Origin of the sequence: Verrucosispora sp. FIM060022 (assembly GCF_003977705.1) — a bacterium.
GTDB classification, from domain to species: Bacteria; Actinomycetota; Actinomycetes; order Mycobacteriales; family Micromonosporaceae; genus Micromonospora; species Micromonospora gifhornensis.
On sequence record NZ_RQIV01000008.1, the window covers coordinates 239,520 to 257,708 of the forward strand.

Annotated in this window: 17 protein-coding genes; 9 read left to right on the plus strand and 8 right to left on the minus strand. The window is 71.3% G+C overall.

Annotated elements, in window-relative coordinates:
• Nucleotides 1-31: 31 nt before the first annotated feature.
• Nucleotides 32-232: a DUF397 domain-containing protein gene (locus EG812_RS21710; RefSeq protein ID WP_013732612.1), complete on the plus strand. Its 201-nt coding sequence runs from the start codon at nucleotides 32-34 to the stop codon at nucleotides 230-232.
• Between the two features lie 160 nt (nucleotides 233-392).
• Here EG812_RS21710 and EG812_RS21715 read toward each other — a convergent pair whose 3' ends face one another.
• Together EG812_RS21715 and EG812_RS21720 are read right to left on the minus strand one after the other, a co-directional pair.
• Nucleotides 393-1,619, minus strand: a complete 1,227-nt coding sequence (locus tag EG812_RS21715) for an epoxide hydrolase family protein (RefSeq protein ID WP_013732611.1) — start codon at nucleotides 1,617-1,619, stop codon at nucleotides 393-395.
• A 243-nt stretch (nucleotides 1,620-1,862) separates the two neighbouring features.
• Complete coding sequence (locus tag EG812_RS21720) at nucleotides 1,863-2,591, minus strand: PP2C family protein-serine/threonine phosphatase (protein WP_013732610.1); 729 nt, start codon at nucleotides 2,589-2,591, stop codon at nucleotides 1,863-1,865.
• Between the two features lie 219 nt (nucleotides 2,592-2,810).
• Here EG812_RS21720 and EG812_RS21725 point away from each other — a divergent pair, with 219 nt between their 5' ends.
• Together EG812_RS21725 and EG812_RS21730 are read left to right on the plus strand one after the other, a co-directional pair.
• Complete coding sequence (locus tag EG812_RS21725; protein WP_126712598.1) at nucleotides 2,811-5,423, plus strand: glycoside hydrolase family 9 protein; 2,613 nt, start codon at nucleotides 2,811-2,813, stop codon at nucleotides 5,421-5,423.
• A 184-nt stretch (nucleotides 5,424-5,607) separates the two neighbouring features.
• Nucleotides 5,608-6,129 (plus strand): GNAT family N-acetyltransferase, encoded by a 522-nt coding sequence (locus tag EG812_RS21730; RefSeq protein WP_126712599.1) that lies wholly within the window; start codon nucleotides 5,608-5,610, stop codon nucleotides 6,127-6,129.
• A gap of 8 nt (nucleotides 6,130-6,137) precedes the next feature.
• Here EG812_RS21730 and EG812_RS21735 read toward each other — a convergent pair whose 3' ends face one another.
• Genes EG812_RS21735 through EG812_RS21745 form a run of 3 tightly spaced genes read right to left on the minus strand, consistent with a single transcriptional unit; the run spans nucleotide 6,138 to nucleotide 8,833 of the window.
• Nucleotides 6,138-7,100, minus strand: coding sequence for a TIGR03885 family FMN-dependent LLM class oxidoreductase (locus EG812_RS21735; protein WP_126712600.1), 963 nt, complete (start codon nucleotides 7,098-7,100; stop codon nucleotides 6,138-6,140).
• 40 nt (nucleotides 7,101-7,140) lie between these two features.
• Entirely contained in the window at nucleotides 7,141-8,553 is a 1,413-nt protein-coding gene (locus tag EG812_RS21740; RefSeq protein ID WP_126712601.1) for an NADP-dependent succinic semialdehyde dehydrogenase, read from the minus strand.
• 16 nt (nucleotides 8,554-8,569) lie between these two features.
• A complete protein-coding gene (locus EG812_RS21745) occupies nucleotides 8,570-8,833 on the minus strand; it encodes a DUF6343 family protein (protein WP_013732605.1) in 264 nt (87 codons plus the stop codon).
• A gap of 180 nt (nucleotides 8,834-9,013) precedes the next feature.
• Between EG812_RS21745 and EG812_RS21750 the strand changes: the two genes are divergently transcribed.
• The gene (locus EG812_RS21750; protein WP_126712602.1) at nucleotides 9,014-9,862 is read left to right on the plus strand and encodes a GDSL-type esterase/lipase family protein; all 849 of its coding nucleotides are present in this window, start codon (nucleotides 9,014-9,016) and stop codon (nucleotides 9,860-9,862) included.
• Here EG812_RS21750 and EG812_RS21755 read toward each other — a convergent pair.
• On the minus strand, nucleotides 9,850-10,620 hold the full coding sequence (locus EG812_RS21755) for an EcsC family protein (protein ID WP_126712603.1): 771 nt from the start codon (nucleotides 10,618-10,620) through the stop codon (nucleotides 9,850-9,852). The two genes, EG812_RS21750 and EG812_RS21755, sit on opposite strands and share 13 nt — an antisense overlap.
• Before the next feature lie 191 nt (nucleotides 10,621-10,811).
• Between EG812_RS21755 and EG812_RS21760 the strand changes: the two genes are divergently transcribed.
• The 3 genes from EG812_RS21760 to EG812_RS21770 all read left to right on the plus strand — a co-directional run bounded on the left by EG812_RS21760 (nucleotide 10,812) and on the right by EG812_RS21770 (nucleotide 13,000).
• Nucleotides 10,812-11,723 carry a proteasome assembly chaperone family protein gene (locus EG812_RS21760; RefSeq protein ID WP_013732602.1) on the plus strand — a complete coding sequence of 304 codons (912 nt, stop codon included), beginning with the start codon at nucleotides 10,812-10,814 and terminating at the stop codon, nucleotides 11,721-11,723.
• A gap of 109 nt (nucleotides 11,724-11,832) precedes the next feature.
• Nucleotides 11,833-12,630 (plus strand): exodeoxyribonuclease III, encoded by a 798-nt coding sequence (locus EG812_RS21765; RefSeq protein WP_013732601.1) that lies wholly within the window; start codon nucleotides 11,833-11,835, stop codon nucleotides 12,628-12,630.
• Nucleotides 12,631-12,688: 58 nt separating this feature from the next.
• Nucleotides 12,689-13,000 (plus strand): antibiotic biosynthesis monooxygenase family protein, encoded by a 312-nt coding sequence (locus EG812_RS21770; RefSeq protein WP_126712604.1) that lies wholly within the window; start codon nucleotides 12,689-12,691, stop codon nucleotides 12,998-13,000.
• Nucleotides 13,001-13,013: 13 nt separating this feature from the next.
• Here EG812_RS21770 and EG812_RS21775 read toward each other — a convergent pair whose 3' ends face one another.
• Together EG812_RS21775 and EG812_RS21780 are read right to left on the minus strand one after the other, a co-directional pair.
• Entirely contained in the window at nucleotides 13,014-13,694 is a 681-nt protein-coding gene (locus EG812_RS21775) for a class F sortase (RefSeq protein WP_126712622.1), read from the minus strand.
• 327 nt (nucleotides 13,695-14,021) lie between these two features.
• Nucleotides 14,022-14,615: a hypothetical protein gene (locus tag EG812_RS21780; RefSeq protein WP_126712605.1), complete on the minus strand. Its 594-nt coding sequence runs from the start codon at nucleotides 14,613-14,615 to the stop codon at nucleotides 14,022-14,024.
• 216 nt (nucleotides 14,616-14,831) lie between these two features.
• Between EG812_RS21780 and trmB the strand changes: the two genes are divergently transcribed.
• Together trmB and EG812_RS21790 are read left to right on the plus strand one after the other, a co-directional pair.
• On the plus strand, nucleotides 14,832-15,491 hold the full coding sequence (trmB, locus tag EG812_RS21785; protein WP_233579572.1) for a tRNA (guanosine(46)-N7)-methyltransferase TrmB: 660 nt from the start codon (nucleotides 14,832-14,834) through the stop codon (nucleotides 15,489-15,491).
• Between the two features lie 125 nt (nucleotides 15,492-15,616).
• The gene (locus EG812_RS21790) at nucleotides 15,617-18,121 is read left to right on the plus strand and encodes a DEAD/DEAH box helicase (protein WP_126712606.1); all 2,505 of its coding nucleotides are present in this window, start codon (nucleotides 15,617-15,619) and stop codon (nucleotides 18,119-18,121) included.
• Nucleotides 18,122-18,189: the final 68 nt, after the last annotated feature.

Genomic DNA, 18,189 nt, shown 5'->3' on the forward strand with positions numbered 1-18,189 from the left:
GATCACCCTGAGTATCGATGAAGGGATCGCGATGACCGCGCTCGACCTGTCCCGAGCGAAGTGGCGCACCAGCACCCGCAGTGTGGGCAACGGCAACTGCGTGGAGGTCGCCACACTCGACGGTCATGTCGCGGTGCGGGACAGCAAGGACCGCGGCGGACCGGTGCTGACGTTCCCACCGTCGGCCTGGACCGCCTTCGTCGGCGGCCTCCACGACGCCGACGGCCGCTGACCCGGCCCGCGCCGAGAGACGCACACCGACGTCGGACAGCGGCAGCCCTCACCGAGGGGTACTGCCGCTGTCCGACGTCGACCGTGAGCCACGTCGACGGCGTTTCACTCGGGCGGCGCACGGATCTCTCGCCGCGATGCCGCCGACACTCAGGACATCACTAGCGCAGCGACCGGAAACCGGCGCGCAGTTCCTCGGCGAAGACCTCCGGCTGCTCCCAGGCGGCGAAGTGCCCGCCCTTGTCCAGCCGGTGGTAGTAGACGAGATTCGGATACGCACGCTCGACCCAGCTGCGCGGGGCCTGGTACAGCTCGTCGGGGAAGGCGCTCACCGCAGCCGGTACGGAGACCCCCTTGGTGGCGAAGAAGGAGAGCGGGTTCTCCGCGTACAGGCGCGACGCGGAGACCGCCGTGTTCGTCAGCCAGTAGAGCGTGATGTTGTCCAGGACGTCGTCGCGGGTGAGGCCGACCTGACGCCCGGCGAACGCCTGCGAGATCAGATCCAGGCTACGGGCGTCGTGGTCGAGCAGGAACGCCGCCAGGCCCACAGGTGAATCCGCCAGCGCGGTGAGCGTCTGCGGCCGGGTCGCCATCATCAGGGCGTACGCGACGTGCTTCCACACGAAGTCCAACTGCTCGCTGGCGTGCCTCTCCTCGGCACTGAGACCGGCCGGCAGAGAGCCGAGCGCGTTGGTCGCCCCGGAGATGTCGGACTGGAACAACGCGTCGAGGTCCGGTGGCACCGCGCCGGGCATGTTGGTGTGGATGCCGAGCAGCTCCGCCGGCGCCTGCACCCCCATCAGGTCGGTGATGATCGCGCCCCAGTCGCCGCCCTGGGCGACGAACCGGGTGTAGCCGAGCCGCCTCATCAGTTCCGTCCAGGCGCGGGCGACATGCTCGGGTCCCCACCCCGGCACCGACGGCTTGCCGGAGAAGCCGTGGCCGGGCAACGACGGGATCACCAGGTGGAAGGCGTCGGACTCGGATGCGCCGTACGCCGTCGGATCGGTGAGCGGCCCGATGATCTTCAGCTGCTCGATCACGGACCCGGGCCAGCCGTGCGTGACGATCAGCGGTAGCGCATCCTCGTGCCGGGACCGGACGTGGATGAAGTGGATGTCCAGGCCGTCGATCTCGGTCAGGAACTGCGGCAGGTCGTTCAGTCTCGCCTCGACCTTGCGCCAGTCGTACTCGTTCTCCCAGTAACGCGCGAGTGCCTGGATGGTGGCCAGCGGCACGCCCTGCGACTGGTCGTCGACGGTCTCCTTCTCCGGCCAGCGGGTGGCCGCGATGCGCCTGCGCAACGCGTCGAGCTCCGCCTCGGGAATCTGCACCGTGAACGGCCGGATCTGCTCGGTGCGTACCGGCGCTTCGATCTTGACAGCCATGCAGGCCTCCTGTCCCCCGTCGATCAGGATCACGCAGGTGGGATCGCCGACCGTCGCCCTTCGCCGGCGCGCATCCCGCAGACGGCGGCTGTCTCGGCCAGGCCGGTTGTCGAGAACCAGACCGCCTCAGCCCAACACTAGGTCTCACCGCCGTGACGGCGAGCGCCCTCGGAGCAACGTCCCGTCCGTGCCCGCTCACGGTGTTCGGCGGGATGCCGCAAGCGGTACCGCCCTGTGGCCGGCTCAGCCCTCGTCGATCACGTCCGCGACGACGACAGTGACGTTGTCCGGTCCACCGGCCCGCAACGCGAGGTCGATCAGCCGGCGCGCGCACTGCTGACGGTCCGGATATTCGGCCAGCACCTCGGCCAGGGTCTCGGCGCTCACGACGTTTGACAACCCGTCGCTGCACAGCAGCCAGCGGTCGCCGGCCCAGGGCAGCATGGTCGCGTACGTCGGTGAGACCTCCTCGCCCTGCAACGCCTGGGTGACCACGGCCCGGCGGGGGTGGCTGCCGGCCTGGTCGGGGGTGATCAGGCCCTGGTCGACGAGCATCTGCACGAAGGTGTCGTCCCGGGTGATCTGCTTGAGCACGCCCTCGCGGAACAGGTAGGCCCGGGAGTCGCCCACGTGCGCCAACGCCAGGCAGCTGCCGGTACGCGCGAACAGCAGCGCGGTCAGTGTGGTGCCCATCCCCTGCCGCTGCGGATCCTCGGCGACCGCCTGGCGGATCCGGTTGGTGGCCAACTGGATGCCGCTCTGCAACGCGGCGACCAACGCGTGCTCGGGAGTCTCCACGTCCAGCGGTGCCATCGCCTCGATGGCGATCGAACTGGCCAGGTCGCCAGCGGCCATGCCGCCCATGCCGTCGGCGACCGCGACCAGCCAGGCACCGGCGTGCAGGGCGTCCTGGTTACCGCTGCGGATCAGCCCACAGTCGCTCGTTCCGGCAGAACGTAGCTTCAGGGTCATGGGACGCAGCCTGCCAGGCGAAGGGCGCGGTTGTCTCTAGGAGATCGGGACGACCGGGCGTGGCGCGGCGAATCTCACTGGCGAGCGCCCCTGAAGAAGATCGGGTGCGATCGATTGACACGGTCGGCTGTGCCTGGAAACATGCCCGATACCTGGGAGCGCTCCCAGCTTCTTCTTCGCCACCATTCGCCCGTCCCCCGTTCGTCGGAAGGATCCCCCGTGACGCCACCCCGACGTCGTCTCGCGGTACTCGCCGCGGCAACCGCCGTGGCGCTGGCCGGCACCACCGCCGGCACCGCGTACGCCGACCCCCCGGCAGACGCCCCCGAACAGATCAACAACGGCGACTTCAGCAACGGATCGTCGCCCTGGTTCTCCTATGGCACCGGCCCGCTCGGCGTGGTCGACGGCGAACTGTGCACCACCGTCGCCGGCGGCCTGGCCAACACCTGGGACGCCGGCATCGGCCACGACGGCGTCCCGCTGATCGCCGGCGCCGAATACACCCTCGGCTTCGACGTGCACGCCACCCCGGGCACCTCGGTGACCGCCGTGCTGCAACTCGGCAGCGCGCCCTACACCGGCTACTACTCGGTCACCGCGGCCGCCACGCCCACCCTGCAGCGTGTCGAGCGGACCTTCGTCGCCTCGACCGACGACAGCCGCGCCCAGCTGATCTTCCAGGTCGGCGGCGCCGCCCAGGAGCAGACCGTCTGCCTGGACAACGTCTCGCTGCGCGGCGGCAACCCGCCCGAGCCGTACGAGCCGGACACCGGCCCCCGGGTCCGCGTCAACCAGGTCGGCTACCTGCCGCACGGGCCGAAGAACGCGACAGTGGTCACCGACGCCACCGAGGCGCTGCCCTGGCAGCTGAAGTCCGCCTCCGGCGCGGTGCTGGCCAGCGGCACCACCACCCCGCGCGGTGTCGACCCGGCGTCGGCCCAGAACGTCCACTCGGTCGACTTCTCGTCGTACCGCACCCCCGGGCAGGACGTGACGCTGACCGTGGACGGCGAGGTCAGCCACCCGTTCGACATCTCCGGCACGATCTACGAGCAACTGCGCTCGGACGCACTGCAGTTCTTCTACATCCAGCGCAGCGGCATCGCCATCGACGGTGACCTGGTCGGCGAGGAGTACGCCCGCCCGGCCGGCCACCTGGGCGTCGCCCCCAACCAGGGTGACACCGACGTGCCCTGCCAGCCCGGCGTCTGCGACTACCGGCTCGACGTGCGCGGCGGCTGGTACGACGCGGGCGACCACGGCAAGTACGTGGTCAACGGCGGCATCGCCACCTACCAGCTGCTGAGCGCCTTCGAGCGGACCAAGAACGCGGCCACCGCCGGATTCGGCGCCGCCCTCGGCGACGGCACGCTGCGACTGCCCGAGCGGGACAACGGGGTACCGGACATCCTCGACGAGGCCCGCTGGGAGCTGGAGTTCCTGCTGCGCATGCAGGTGCCGGCCGGAAAGCCGCTGGCCGGGATGGCCCACCACAAGATCCACGACGAGAACTGGACCGGCCTGCCGTTGCAGCCCGAGGACGACCCGGAGCTGCGCGAGCTGCACCCGCCGTCGACCGCCGCCACGCTGAACCTGGCCGCCGTCGCGGCCCAGTGCGCCCGACTGTTCGCCCCGTACGACGCGGCGTTCGCGCAGCGCTGCGGCACCGCGGCGAAGACCGCCTACGCCGCGGCGAAGGCCAACCCGACCCGGTACGCCAGCCCGACCGACGGCAACGGCGGTGGCGCGTACGACGACAGCAACGTCACCGACGAGTTCTACTGGGCGGCGGCCGAGCTGTACCTGACCACCGGTGAGACCAGCTACCTGGCCGACCTGACCGCCTCGCCGCACCACACCGGCGACGTGTTCGACGCCCGTGGCTTCGGCTGGCAGAGCGTGGCTGCGCTGGGCCGCCTCGACCTGGCCACCGTGCCCAGTGGGCTGCCGACCGCCGAGGTGACCCGCATCCGGGCGTCGGTCACCGACGCCGCCGACCGCTACCTCGCCGAGATCGCCCGGCAGGCGTACGGGCTGCCGATGCCCGGTGAGGCCAGCAGCTACTTCTGGGGCGGCAACAGCAACGTGATCAACAACGCGATCGTGCTGGCCACCGCCTTCGACCTGACCGGGCAGGCGAAGTACCGCGACGGCGCGGTGCAGACGATGGACTACATCTTCGGACGCAACGCCCTGAACATCTCGTACGTGACCGGTTGGGGCGAGCACGCCGCGGAGAACCAGCACAGCCGCATCTTCGGCTACCAGCTCGACCCGAGCATGCCGAAGCCGCCCGCCGGCTCGCTGGCCGGTGGTCCCAACGCCGACCTGCAGGACCCGTTCGTGGAGCAACTGCTCGCCGGCTGCGCCCCGATGTTCTGCTACGTCGACGACATCGCCTCCTACTCGACGAACGAGGTGGCGATCAACTGGAACTCGGCGCTGTCCTGGATCGCCTCGTTCCTCGCCGACCAGGGCGACTCGGCGGCGATGCCGGCACCGAGCTGCTCGGTGACGTACACCAACTACGGCTCCTGGCAGGGCGGCACCGGCTTCACCGGCCAGCTGACCATCCGCAACACCGGCAGCACCACGCTGAACGGCTGGACCGCCAAGTTCGCCTTCACCGGTGACGCCAAGGTGCGCGAGGCGTGGATGGCCGACGTGAAGCAGTCCGGTGCCACGGTGACCGCGAAGAACGAGTCGTACAACGGCAAGATCGCCCCCGGCGGCACGGCGATGTTCGGCTTCAACGCCACCACCGGCAAGGGCGCCAACCCCGCCCCCAACCTGATCACGGTCAACGGCGCTCCCTGCACCGTCTCCTGATCCCCGGGTGGGGTGCCGTCGGCGACCGGCACCCCACCCGGCCCCACCCCCGTCTTCCCCCACCACCACCCCACCAGGGCCCGGTTGATCAAGAGGTTTTGGTCTGGATTCCGCATCCAGGCGACCAGAACCTCTTGATCACCGGGCCCTCGTGGGTGGTGGGGGTGGGGTGGAGGATGGGGGGATGGTGGATGCGGTGGTGCGGGCGGGCGGGCCGGGGGATGCACAGGCGGTGCTGCGGCTGCTTGATGGCGCTACGGCGTGGTTGGTGGAGCAGGGGCGTACGGGGCAGTGGGGTACGGAGCCGGCTTCTGCCGACCCGCGTCGTGTGGCGCAGGCTGATGGGTGGGCCAAGGGGGGCGGTCTGTGGTTGGCGCAGGTGGGGGAACAGCCGGTCGGGGCGCTGGTGGTGGGTAGCGCCTATGACTACGTGCCACCGGCCACCGAACCGGAGCTGTACGTGAACCTGCTGGTCACCGACCGCGCGTACACCGGTGCCGGCATCGGCGGTCGACTGCTGGCGCACGCCGCCGACCTGGCTCGGGAGCGCGGCGTCGAGCTGCTCCGTGTGGACTGTTACGCCGGTGACGACGGCGCCCTGGTGCGCTGGTACGAACGTCAGGGCTTCACCCGCACGACCGGCTTCACCGTGGAACGTCCCGGCCGACCCCCCTGGCCCGGCCAACTCCTCACCCGCCGCCTCTGACCCCAGGGTCAGGGGTGGGCGAGTTTGGGGAGGACCTGGGTGCCGAAGGCGTCCAGGAAGGGGCGTTGGTCCTGGCCCACGTGGTGCAGGGCGATCTGGTCGAAGCCCAGCTCGATGTAGTCCTCCAGCCAGCCGGTGTGCCGACCGAGGTCGGCGGAGATGTTCACGACCTCGGCCAGCCGGGCCATCGGCACCTGCGCGGAGACCACGTCGAAGTGTTCGGGGGTGGCCAGGTCCCAGCAGACCGGTGGGGCGAAGACGTTGCTGCGCCACTGGTCGTACGCGATGGCCTCGGCCTCGACCTGCGTGCCCGCCCAGCTCAGATGCACCTGGAGGTGCACCGGGCCGCGACCGCCGGCCTCCCGGTAGGCGTCGATCATGCGCCGGAGGTGTTCGGTCGGGGCGTTCACCGTGATCAGCCCGTCCGCCCACTCGGCGCACCAGCGGGCGGTCTCGACGCTGACCGCGGCCCCGACCAGCGCCGGCGGCTGCTCGGGGCGGGTCCAGAGCCGGGCCCGGTCGACCCGGACCAGGCCGTCGTGGCTGACCTCGTCACCGGCCAGCAGCGCCCGGATGATCTCGACGCACTCGCGCAGGCGAGCGTTACGCACGTCCTTGCGCGGCCAGGCATCGCCCGTGACGTGCTCGTTCGCGGCCTCGCCGGAGCCCAGCGCGGCCCAGAACCGGCCCGGGTACATCGCGGCCAGGGTGCCGATCGCCTGCGCGATGATCGCCGGGTGGTACCGCTGGCCCGGCGCGTTGACCACACCGAACGACAGCCCGGTGGCCTGTAGCGCGGCACCGAGCCACGACCAGGCGAACCCCGAGTGCCCCTGCCGCTCGCTCCACGGTGCGAAGTGGTCGGAGCACATGGCGGCGTCGAAGCCGACCTGCTCGGCGTGGCACACCGCCTCCAGCAGGGCACGCGGATGGATCTGCTCGTGGGAAGCGTGGAACGCGATCGCCGTCATGCCGGCCTCCCTACCCAGGCAGGCACGAAAGTAAGCCGGGCTACTCGGCGTGGGCACCGGCACCGACGCCGGCTGTTCCCTCCCCGATCCACACCGTCTTGACGTTGCAGAACTCGTGCATGCCCTGAGCGGACAACTCCCGGCCGTACCCGGAGTTCTTCACCCCACCGAAGGGCAGTTCGGGGTACGACGTGGTCATGCCGTTGATGAAGACGGCCCCGGCCACCAGATCGGTGGCGAAACGCTCCTGCTCCTGCGGGTCCCGGGTCCACGCGTTCGCGCCGAGCCCGAAGGCGGTGCCGTTGGCCACCTCGATCGCCTCGTCGTACGACGACACCCGGTACAACCCGGCGACCGGCCCGAACACCTCCTCGTCCCACATCCGCATGCTTTGGTCCAGGTCGGTGACGACCGTCGGCGGGTAGAACCAGCCCTCCCCGGTGGGCTTCTCTCCACCGCAGAGCACGGTGGCGCCCTTGTCGACCGCGTCGCGGACCTGGGCGTCGACCTCGTCGCGGCCCCGCTCGCTGGCCAACGGCCCGACGTCGGTGTCGGCGTCCATCGGGTCGCCGACGCGCAGCGCCGACATCCGGTGCGCGAACGCCTCGGCGAAGGCCTCGTACACGTCGGTGTGCACGATGAACCGCTTGGCCGCGATGCAGGACTGGCCGTTGTTCTGGCACCGCGCGGTGGTGGCCACCTCGGCGGCCAGTTCCACGTCGGCCGAGGGCATCACCACGAACGGGTCGCTGCCGCCCAGTTCCAGCACCGTCTTCTTCAGCTCGCGGCCGGCGATCTGGGCGATGGAGCGGCCGGCGGGCTCGCTTCCGGTGAGGGTGGCGGCGCGTACCCGTGGGTCGGCCAGGATCTGCTCGACCGCGTCGGAGCCGACAAGCAGGGTGGTGAAGGCGCCCTCGGGGAAGCCGGCGCGGCGGATCATGTCCTCCAGCAGCAGCGCGGTCTGCGGCACGTTGGAGGCGTGCTTGAGCAGCCCGGTGTTGCCGGCCATCAGCGCCGGCGCGGCGAAGCGCACCACCTGCCAGAGCGGAAAGTTCCAGGGCATCACCGCGAGCACCGGCCCGATCGGCTGGTAGCGGACGAACGCCCGGGTGGCGGAGACCGCCGCCGCGTCGGCCGGGACGTCGGCGAGGAACTCGGCGGCGCGGGCGGCGTAGAAGCGGCAGGCGGCGGCGCACTTGCTGACCTCGGCCTTGGCGGCGGCGTACGTCTTGCCCATCTCGGTGGTCATCAGCCGGCCGATGTCGTCGCGTTCCGCCTCCATCAGGTCCGCTGCCGCGGTCAACCACTGCCCGCGTTGCTCGATGGTGGTGCCACGCAACTGCTGGTACGCCAGGTCGGCCCGTTCGATCGCACCGCGCAGCTGCTCGTCCGACATCGGCTCGTACGTCTTGAGCACCTGGCCGGTGAGGGGGTTCGTGGTGGCGATGGTCATCAGGGCATTTCTCCCGTCACTCGAAGAGCGAGTGCCGTGCGCCGGGCTCCTCACGGCGGCGGGCGGCACGGCGGCGTTGGATGACGGCCAGGTCGACGACCGCGACCACCGCGAAGATCACGCAGGCGACGCCGAGCCAGGCCAGTTCGGCGCGGAACGCCAGCACCGCGAAGACGACCATGGTGACGAGCCCGAAGCTGGCCAGCACGAGCCGCAGGTTGAGCGCACTGTTCGCGTGGCCGACCGTGCCGCGGGCACGCCGTGGCTGTGATCTCGTCATCACTCCCACCTACCCGACAGCGCCCGAACTAACCGTCGGCACCGGATCCGGTGCCACTTAACACGCTCACCGCCCCGGCGACAGGGCTCTGCCACATCTCCGACAAGGCGGCACGAACACCACCCGCCCCACGCGTACAGTCACCATGCCATTGCTGCGCGCTACGAGGCTGGGGAAGTCATGCCGGGACGCTGGACAACGGCCGCCGTCTGCCTGCTCGCGTTGGTCGCTTTGGCCTGCGAGGCCGGTTCAGAGGTGACACCAAGGCCGACCGGCAGCGCCCCGCCCGGCTCCCCCAAGGTGGTCGCCGCCCTCGGTGACTCCATCACCACCGGTTTCGGCTCCTGCCTCGTGCTCACCTCCTGCGAACGCAACTCCTGGTCGACCGGCTCGGGGCTGCGGGTCGACAGCCACTACCGGCGGCTGCTCGACCGCAACCCGGGCCTGCGTGACAAGGCGTACAACCACGCCCGGCCGGGCGCCCGGGCCGCCGCGCTGGCCGGCCAGGCGGAGGCGGCGGTACGCGACCGGGCCGACTACGTGACGGTGCTGATCGGCGCCAACGACGCCTGCCGGGGCACGATCGAGGCGATGACCCCGGTGGCCGAGTTCCGGGCCGAGGTGGACCGGGGCCTGCGGGTGCTGCGCGACGGCCGCCCCAAGGCGCGGGTGCTGGTGGTCAGCATCCCCAACCTGTACCGACTCTGGGAGGTCGGGCACGACGACTCCCGGGCGGCCCGGGCCTGGCGACGCGGCGTCTGTCCGGCGCTGCTGGCCGATCCGACGTCGACGGCACCGGCCGACCGGGCCCGCCGGGCGGCGTTCAAGGAGCGGGTCGCCGCCTACAACAGGCAACTGTCGGCCGCCTGCCGTGCCTACGGCTCCCGCTGCCGGTACGACGGCGGCGCGGTGCACCGGGTCAAGTTCGACCTGGACCTGGTCAACCCGTTGGACTACTTCCACCCGAACACGGCCGGCCAGTCCCGGCTGGCCGAGGTGACCTGGCGGTCCTCCGGCTACGCCGACTGATCGTCGTCCTCGGGAGAACGGCGGGGCTGGGGAATGTGCGGGTTACCGTGCCGGCGGTAGTGGACACGCGAGCGTTCGGCGAGGTTCTTGGTGGCCGAGGAGTTCGCCCAGGTGCCCAGGATGATGGCGGCACCCGGCACGATCTTGGCGAAGACCCGTTTCGCGGCCCGCACCCCGGCCATCTGGGCCAGCCGGACGCCCAGCCGCAGCATCGCCCGGCCGAGTGTCGTCTGGCCGCCACCGCCGAACAGCGCCCCGGCCCGTTCCCGGCCCGCCGCCACCCCCAGGGCCAGCCGGGCACTCGACGCCACCTTGTGCACCTTCTGCAGGACCAGCAGGTCGGCGGCACGGTCCGGGTGCGCCGGGTCGGCGCCGTACGCGGCGGCGATGTGCAGCACCATGCGGGCCTGCGTCCAGGCGAGCACGCCGACGTCGAGCACCGCGCCGGGCAGCCCGGCGGCGCCCGAGACGGCACCGGAGAGCCGGGCCTGGTTGACGAACCGACGTACCGCCTGCTCGGCGAGGGCTTCGGCGGTGACCTCGGGCCGCTGGGCACGGGCCTGCCGGACCCAACCGGCGGCCTCCGGGCCGAGCCGGCGCACCGCCTCCAACGCGAGATGCTCCGGGGCGTACTGCGGGTCCTGGCGCATCCGGTCCCAGAGGGTGACCGGTGGCGTCTCGGGGGCGTCGCCGGCGGGCCGGGGTCCCGAAGTTGCCGGGGTACCGGGCTGTCCGTCGGCCGCAGCCGGGTCGCTCATCGACTCTCCCTTCCGTGGTGCCGACTCATATGTACCCCGGCCCCGCAACGCCTTATTCGGGCAGGGTCGGGTCGAATCCGGGCCGCGCGGACCGGCGCGGCAGGAATGCGCCAGGATGGCGGGTACGTTCTGGCGATCGGGGAGCCGTGAACGAAGGTGACCCGTTACGCGCAACCAGGGAGGCCGCACCGGTGCTCGATCCACACGAGCTCTACGAACTCACCGACGATCTGCCCGACCTCGGGCAACCGGTCCTGATCCAGGCACTCACCGGTTTCGTCGACGCCGGCAATGCCAGCCGGCTGGCCCGCGAGCAGTTGCTGACCTCGCTGGAGTCCCGTCCGATCGCCCGCTTCGACCTGGACCAGCTCTTCGACTACCGTTCCCGCCGCCCGGTGATGACCTTCGTGGAGGATCACTGGGAGAGCTACGACACGCCGGAGTTGGAGCTGCACCTGCTGCACGACGACGACGAGACCCCGTTCCTGCTGCTCACCGGGCCGGAGCCGGACCTGCAGTGGGAGCGGTTCGTGGCCGCCGTCGCCGGGCTCGCCACCCGGCTGGACGTACGCCTCACCGTCGGGCTCAACGCGATCCCGATGGCGGTGCCGCACACCCGGCCCGCCGGAGTGACCGCGCACGCCACCCGCCGCGAGCTGATCGTCGGTTACGAGCCGTGGCTGCAGCGGGTCCAGGTGCCCGGCAGCGTGGGCCACCTGCTGGAGTTCCGCCTCGGTGAGGCCGGTCGGGACGCGCTGGGCTTCGCCGCGCACGTGCCGCACTACGTGGCGCAGGCCGAATACCCGGCCGCCGCCGAGGTGCTGCTCGCCTCGGTGTCCCGCAGCACCGGGCTGCTGCTGCCCCGCGACGGGCTGCGCTCGGCCGCCGAGGCGGTCCGGGTGGAGATCGACCGCCAGGTGGCACAGAGCGAGGAGGCGGCCACCCTGGTCCAGGCGCTGGAGGAGCAGTACGACGCGTACGCCCGGGGTCGGGAAGGTAAGAACCTGCTGGCGGCGGAGAACGGTCCCCTGCCCACCGCGGAGGAGCTCGGCGCCGAACTGGAGCGTTTCCTCGCCGAGCAGACCCGCCCCAACAACGAATGAGGTGTAAGGAAGGGCCCCTTGTTAACGCCTGGTGCAGAGCAGGGGCCCCCTGTTAACAACCTCAGGGTGGCGGCGCGCGGAGCCGCCCCCGATACGGCAGGCTGGCATTATGCGTCTGGCGACCTGGAACGTGAACTCGGTGAAGGCCCGCCTGCCCCGGCTGCTGGACTGGCTCGCCGGCACCGAGCCGGACGTGGTCTGCCTTCAGGAGACCAAGTGCCCCGACGGCGCCTTCCCGGTCGCCGAGGTGGGCGACCTGGGCTACACCGTGGCCAGCCACAGCGACGGCCGGTGGAACGGGGTGGCCATCCTGTCCCGGATCGGCCTGTCCGACGTCACGGTCGGCTTTCCCGGCGAGCCCGGCTTCCCCGAGCCCGAGGCCCGAGCCATCGCCGCCACCTGCGACGGGGTACGCGTCTGGTCGGTGTACGTGCCGAACGGGCGCACCCCCGACGACCCGCACTACGCCTACAAGCTGGCCTGGCTGGCGGCGCTGCGGGACGCGCTGGACGCCGAACTGACCGACGGTAGAGCCCTGGCGGTCTGCGGCGACTTCAACGTGGCCCCGACCGACGACGACGTGTGGGACCCGGCGCTGTTCGCCACGTCGACCCACGTCACGCCGGCCGAACGGGCCGCCCTGGCGGCGTTGCGTGACCTCGGCCTCGTCGACGTGGTGCCCACCCCGATGAAGGGGCCGCACCCGTTCACCTACTGGGACTACCGGGCCGGGATGTTCCACCAGAACAAGGGCATGCGCATCGACCTGGTGTACGCCTCGGCGCCGTTCGCCCGTACGGTCAGCTCGGCGTACGTGGACCGGGAGGCCCGCAAGGGCAGGTCGCCCTCCGACCATGCCCCGATCGTCGTCGACGCCAGCCCCACCCCGAGCGTCGAGACGTTCTGACCGGGGCGAAGGACGGCTCTGCGCAGTGGCAGGCGCGGAGCGCGTCTAGGGTGAGGGCATGGCAGTCGTGAAGATCAACGCAATCGACGTACCGCCGGGGGCCGGCGAGGAGTTGGAGAAGCGGTTCGCCGCGCGGGCGCACGCCGTGCAGAATTCGCCCGGCTTCCTCGGTTTCGAGCTGCTGCGCCCGGTCGCCGGGGAGAGCCGCTACTTCGTGTACACCCGCTGGGAGAGCGAGCAGGCCTATCAGGACTGGGCCGCCGGGCCCGCTCGGGCCGCGCACGCCGCCCCGCCCGGCGCCGAGCAGCGCCCGCCGGTGGCCACCGGCGCCAACCTGCTCGAATTCGAGGTCGTCCAGCAGGTCCCTTGAGCCGAGACGGACGCTAGGCGGGGCGGGTCGTGGTGTGGGTGGCGAAGGCGATGACGTTGTCGGCGTATCCGGTCGGGCCACCGACCCACTGACCGCCGCAGGTGATCAGCCGCAGGCTCGGCGGGCCGTCGTGGCCGTAGATCCGGTCGGCCGGCAGTTCGTCCTTGGGGAAGCGTTCGACGGAGTTGACGGTGAACACCGCCACCGAGCCGTCCTCCCGCTTCACCTCGATCGTGTCGCCGACGCGCAGCTTGTGCAGGTCGTAGAAGACCGACGGGCCGGTCTTGGTGTCGACGTGGCCGACGATGACGGCGGGACCTGGCTCGCCGGGCACCGGTCCCCGGTCGTACCAGCCGGTCTCCTCGTGCCGGCTCAACGGCGGCACGTCGATGGTGCCGTCCGGAGCGTCGCCGACCGGCTTCACCGCGGCGGAGATGTCGACCGCCGCGACGGTGAGGCTCACCGGTCGGGGTGCGGTGGGCGCGGCGGGCACGCCCCGGGTCGACGTCTCGCCACCGGCGGCGGTCGCCCACTGCAGTGGATCGCCCACGCTGCGCCCCAGCCCGGCGCCGGTGGCGAAGACACCGAGCAGGACGAGCACCACGGCCAGCGGCAGTGACCAGGGGCTACGGCCTGATCGGGTGTCCCGTCGGGCCGGCTTGGTGGTCGCGGGCTTTCCGGCGTAACCGGTCAGCCGGGGCGGTCTGGCGGAGCCACGCGCCGGGTGACCGGCCGGCGCCGGACGCTCGGGGGTCGGTGGTGCCGGGCGCTCGGGGGTCGGTGGTGCCGGGCGCTCGGGGGTCGGTGGCTGCGGCACGAAGAGGTCGGGGTGGGTGCCGGTCGACCGCCGCGCCGGATCGCCGGCGGGCGGCACGAACATCTCGGGTCGGGGTACGGGGCTCGGCCGGCTACCCGGCGCGCGGCCGGTGCGTACGCTCCCGGTGCCTCGCACCGCGCCCAGCGGCCGTGAGCCACGGGCGGAGTTGGTGGGGCGGGATGCCCGTGCGGCGGCCATGGCGGGTCACCGGCCGGTCTGGCGACGCCGGGCGGCCACGACCCAGAGGATCGTGCCGCTGACGGTCAACGCGAGCCCGCCGGGCAGCAGCAGACCGGAGGTGCCCCCGGCCCCGCCACCGAATCCGGTGGCCGGTCCCCGGCTGGGTTTGACGGCGCGGACCACCTGGAGCATCGTCGAGGCGCTCTCCCCGCCCCGGCACTCCAGCTTGACCCGGTAGTTGCCGGGCAGCACCCGGTCCTTCACCTGGGCGGTGCCGGTCAGCAGCCCGCGTTGCGGCTGCACGGCGACCCGGCCGAAGGCGTCCGACACCGCGATGGCGCCGACGGAGTTGTCCTGGCAACTGGCCCGCAGGCCGACCAGATGTCCCGGTTCCACGGTGCTCGGGCTGACCTCGATGAACACGTTCGGGCCCGGCGGCTGCGGGGCGGCGACCGGCTGCCCCACGACGTGGGCGGCGGCCGGACCGGCGGCCCGGGCGGGCGTCGGGGCCCCGACCAGGGCCATGGCGAGCAGTGGGGCGACGGTGATGAGGGTGAGCACCGGGGCCGCGAAGGTGGCGGCCGACAACGCTGGGCGAGTACGGGTCACTGACACGATGCCCCCTCCCGGCGCGACGGAGCAGTCGCCGGGCGCCGCCGGACACCCGGTCTGCCGTACGGGATGATGGTCTCACCCCCGGTCGTACATCACATCCGATCCGGCACCGTGCTCGCGTAAGCTCGGTTCGCTGTGACCTCCACCGAACCGATCTCCGCAGGCGCCGCGCCGCATCCGGCGCGGGCGATCCGCACCTTCCACCCGCGGCGCGGCCGCATGAGCGACCGGCAGACGACGGCGCTGCAACAGCTCTGGCCGGTGTACGGCCTGCGCGTTGGCGATGCCGTGTCGTCCGATCCTGCCGTGCCGTTCGATGCTGCCGTGCCGTTCGATGCTGCCGGGCTCTTCGGCCGCCGGGCTCCGCTGGTGGTGGAGATCGGGTCCGGCATGGGTGACACGACGGTCGAGATGGCCGCCGCCGACCCGGATCGAGACTATCTGGCGGTCGAGGTGCACACGCCCGGAATTGCCAACCTGCTGGACCTGGTACACCGGCGTGAGCTGCGCAATGTCCGCGTCGCCGAGGGCGACGCGGTGGAGTTGCTGCGGGCGATGCCGGCGGACTCGCTGGACGCGGTGCACGTCTTCTTCCCGGACCCGTGGCCCAAGTCCCGGCACCACAAGCGGCGGCTGATCCAGCCGACACACGTGGCGTTGCTGCGCTCCCGGCTGGCCGTCGGCGGCACGCTGCACTGCGCCACCGACTGGGCGGAGTACGCCGAGGCGATGCGGGTCACCCTGGACGCCGACCCGGGCCTGGTCAACCTGCACGACGGGTACGCGCCGCGGCCCGCCCACCGGCCGGTGACCCGGTTCGAACGGCGGGCGCTGCGCGCCGGCCGCCCGATCGCCGACCTGATCTACCGCCGCCGCTGAGAGGTAAGGAAGGGCCCCTTTTTAACGCCTCGCGCGGTAAAGGGGGCCCTTGTTAACAGCCGGCCCGGCGAAACCGGTCACCCGGTTGGCGTCGGAGGGCATGATCCAGGCACCATGGACCGGCCATGACTCTCACCGCCGCGCTGCCCAAGACCGCCGACCCCGACACTCTCTACGACGCGTTCGCCGGCTGGGCCTCCGCGCGCGGCCTCGACCTCTATCCCCACCAGGAGGAGGCGGTCATCGAGATCGTCTCCGGCGCCAACGTGATCATGAATACGCCGACCGGCTCGGGCAAGAGCCTGGTCGCGATCGCGGCGCACTTCGCCGCGCTGGCCGACGACCGGACGACCTTCTACACCGCGCCGATCAAGGCCCTGGTGTCGGAGAAGTTCTTCGCGCTCTGCGAGGTCTTCGGCGCGGAGAACGTCGGCATGCTCACCGGCGACGCGAGCGTCAACGCCGATGCGCCGATCATCTGCTGCACGGCGGAGATCCTGGCCAACCTGGCGCTGCGGGAGGGCGCCCGGGCCGACGTCGGCCAGGTGATCATGGACGAGTTCCACTTCTACGCCGAACCGGACCGAGGCTGGGCCTGGCAGGTACCGCTTATCGAACTGCCCCAGGCGCAGTTCGTCCTGATGTCCGCCACGCTGGGCGACACCACCCGGTTCGTCGACGATCTGACCCGGCGTACCGGCCGCTCCACCGCCGTCGTCCGCTCGGCCGAGCGGCCGGTCCCGCTGATCTTCACGTACGCGATGACGCCGCTGCACGAGACGCTCGAGGAGCTGCTGGAGACCAAGCAGGCCCCGATCTACGTCGTGCACTTCACCCAGGCCGCCGCCCTGGAACGCGCCCAGGCGCTGATGAGCGTCAACGTCTGCACCCGCGCCGAGAAGGACATGATCGCCCAGGCGATCGGCAGCTTCCGGTTCACCTCCGGCTTCGGCAAGACGCTGTCCCGGCTGGTCCGCCACGGCATCGGCGTGCACCACGCCGGCATGCTGCCCAAGTACCGCCGGCTGGTGGAGACCCTCGCCCAGGCCGGACTACTCAAGGTCATCTGCGGTACGGACACCCTCGGCGTCGGCATCAACGTGCCGATCCGTACGGTGTTGTTCACCGGCCTGTCCAAGTACGACGGGGTGCGTACCCGGCTGCTCAAGGCCCGCGAGTTCCACCAGATCGCCGGGCGGGCCGGCCGGGCCGGCTTCGACACCCTCGGCCGGGTCGTGGTGCAGGCCCCCGAACACGTCATCGAGAACGTCAAGGCGCTGGCCAAGGCCGGTGACGATCCGAAGAAGCGCCGCAAGGTGGTGAAGAAGAAGCCGCCGGAGGGCTCGATCGGTTGGGGCGAGCCGACGTTCCAGCGGCTGGTCGAGGCCGAGCCGGAGCCGCTGACCTCCAGCTTCCAGGTCAGCCACTCGATGCTGCTCAACGTCATCGGCCGCCCCGGTGACGCCTTCGCCGCCATGCGGCACCTGCTCACCGACAACCACGAGGATCCCGCCGCCCAGCGCCGGCACATCCGCCGAGCCATCGCCATCTACCGGGCGCTGAAAGCCGGTGGGGTGGTCGAGGAACTGCCCGAGCCGGACGAGACCGGCCGACGGGTCCGGCTCACCGTCGACCTGCAACTCGACTTCGCGCTCAACCAGCCGCTGTCACCGCTGGCCCTGGCCACGATCGAACTGCTGGACAGCGAGTCCCCCTCGTACGCCCTCGACGTGCTGAGCGTGATCGAGTCGATCCTCGACGACCCCCGCCAGGTGCTCTCCGCGCAACAGTTCAAGGCGCGCGGCGAGGCGGTCGCCGCGATGAAGGCCGAGGGCATCGAGTACGAGGCCCGCCTCGAACTGCTCGACGAGGTGACCTGGCCCAAGCCGCTGGCCGACCTGCTGGACAACGCGTACGAGATGTACCGGCAGGGCCACCCGTGGGTCGCCGACCACCAGCTCTCCCCCAAGTCGGTGGTCCGCGACATGTACGAGCGGGCGATGACCTTCACCGAGTTCGTGCAGTTCTACGGGCTGTCCCGCTCGGAGGGCCTGGTGCTGCGCTACCTGGCCGACGCGTACAAGACGCTGCGGCAGACCGTGCCCGAGGAAGCCAAGACCGACGAGCTGATCGACCTGATCGAGTGGCTCGGCGAACTGGTCCGCCAGGTCGACTCCAGCCTCATCGACGAGTGGGAGCGGCTGCGCAACCCCACCGACCTGCCGGACGTCGCCGCCGCCCTGGACGACCGCCCCACGGCGGTCACCCGCAACGCCCGCGCCTTCCGGGTCCTCGTCCGCAACGCCCTGTTCCGCCGGGTCGAGCTGGCGGCGCTACGCCACTGGGACGCCCTCGGCGAACTGGACGCCTCCGCCGGCTGGGACGCCGACGCCTGGGCCGACGCGCTGGAGCCCTACTTCGACACGTACGACGAGATCGGCACCGGCCCGAACGCCCGCGGCCCGGCGCTGCTCATGATCGAACAAGGTCGCGAACGCTGGACCGTACGGCAGATCCTCGACGACCCCGACGGCGACCACGACTGGGGCATCAGCGCCGAGGTCGACCTCGCCGCCTCCGACGAAGCCGGCACGGCGATCATCCGCATCACCAACGTCGGCCAACTCTGACCCACCCAAGCAACCGGCCGCGTGTCTCGGCCGGCACGGCTTGTTGACCAAGAGGTTTGCGTCAGGAT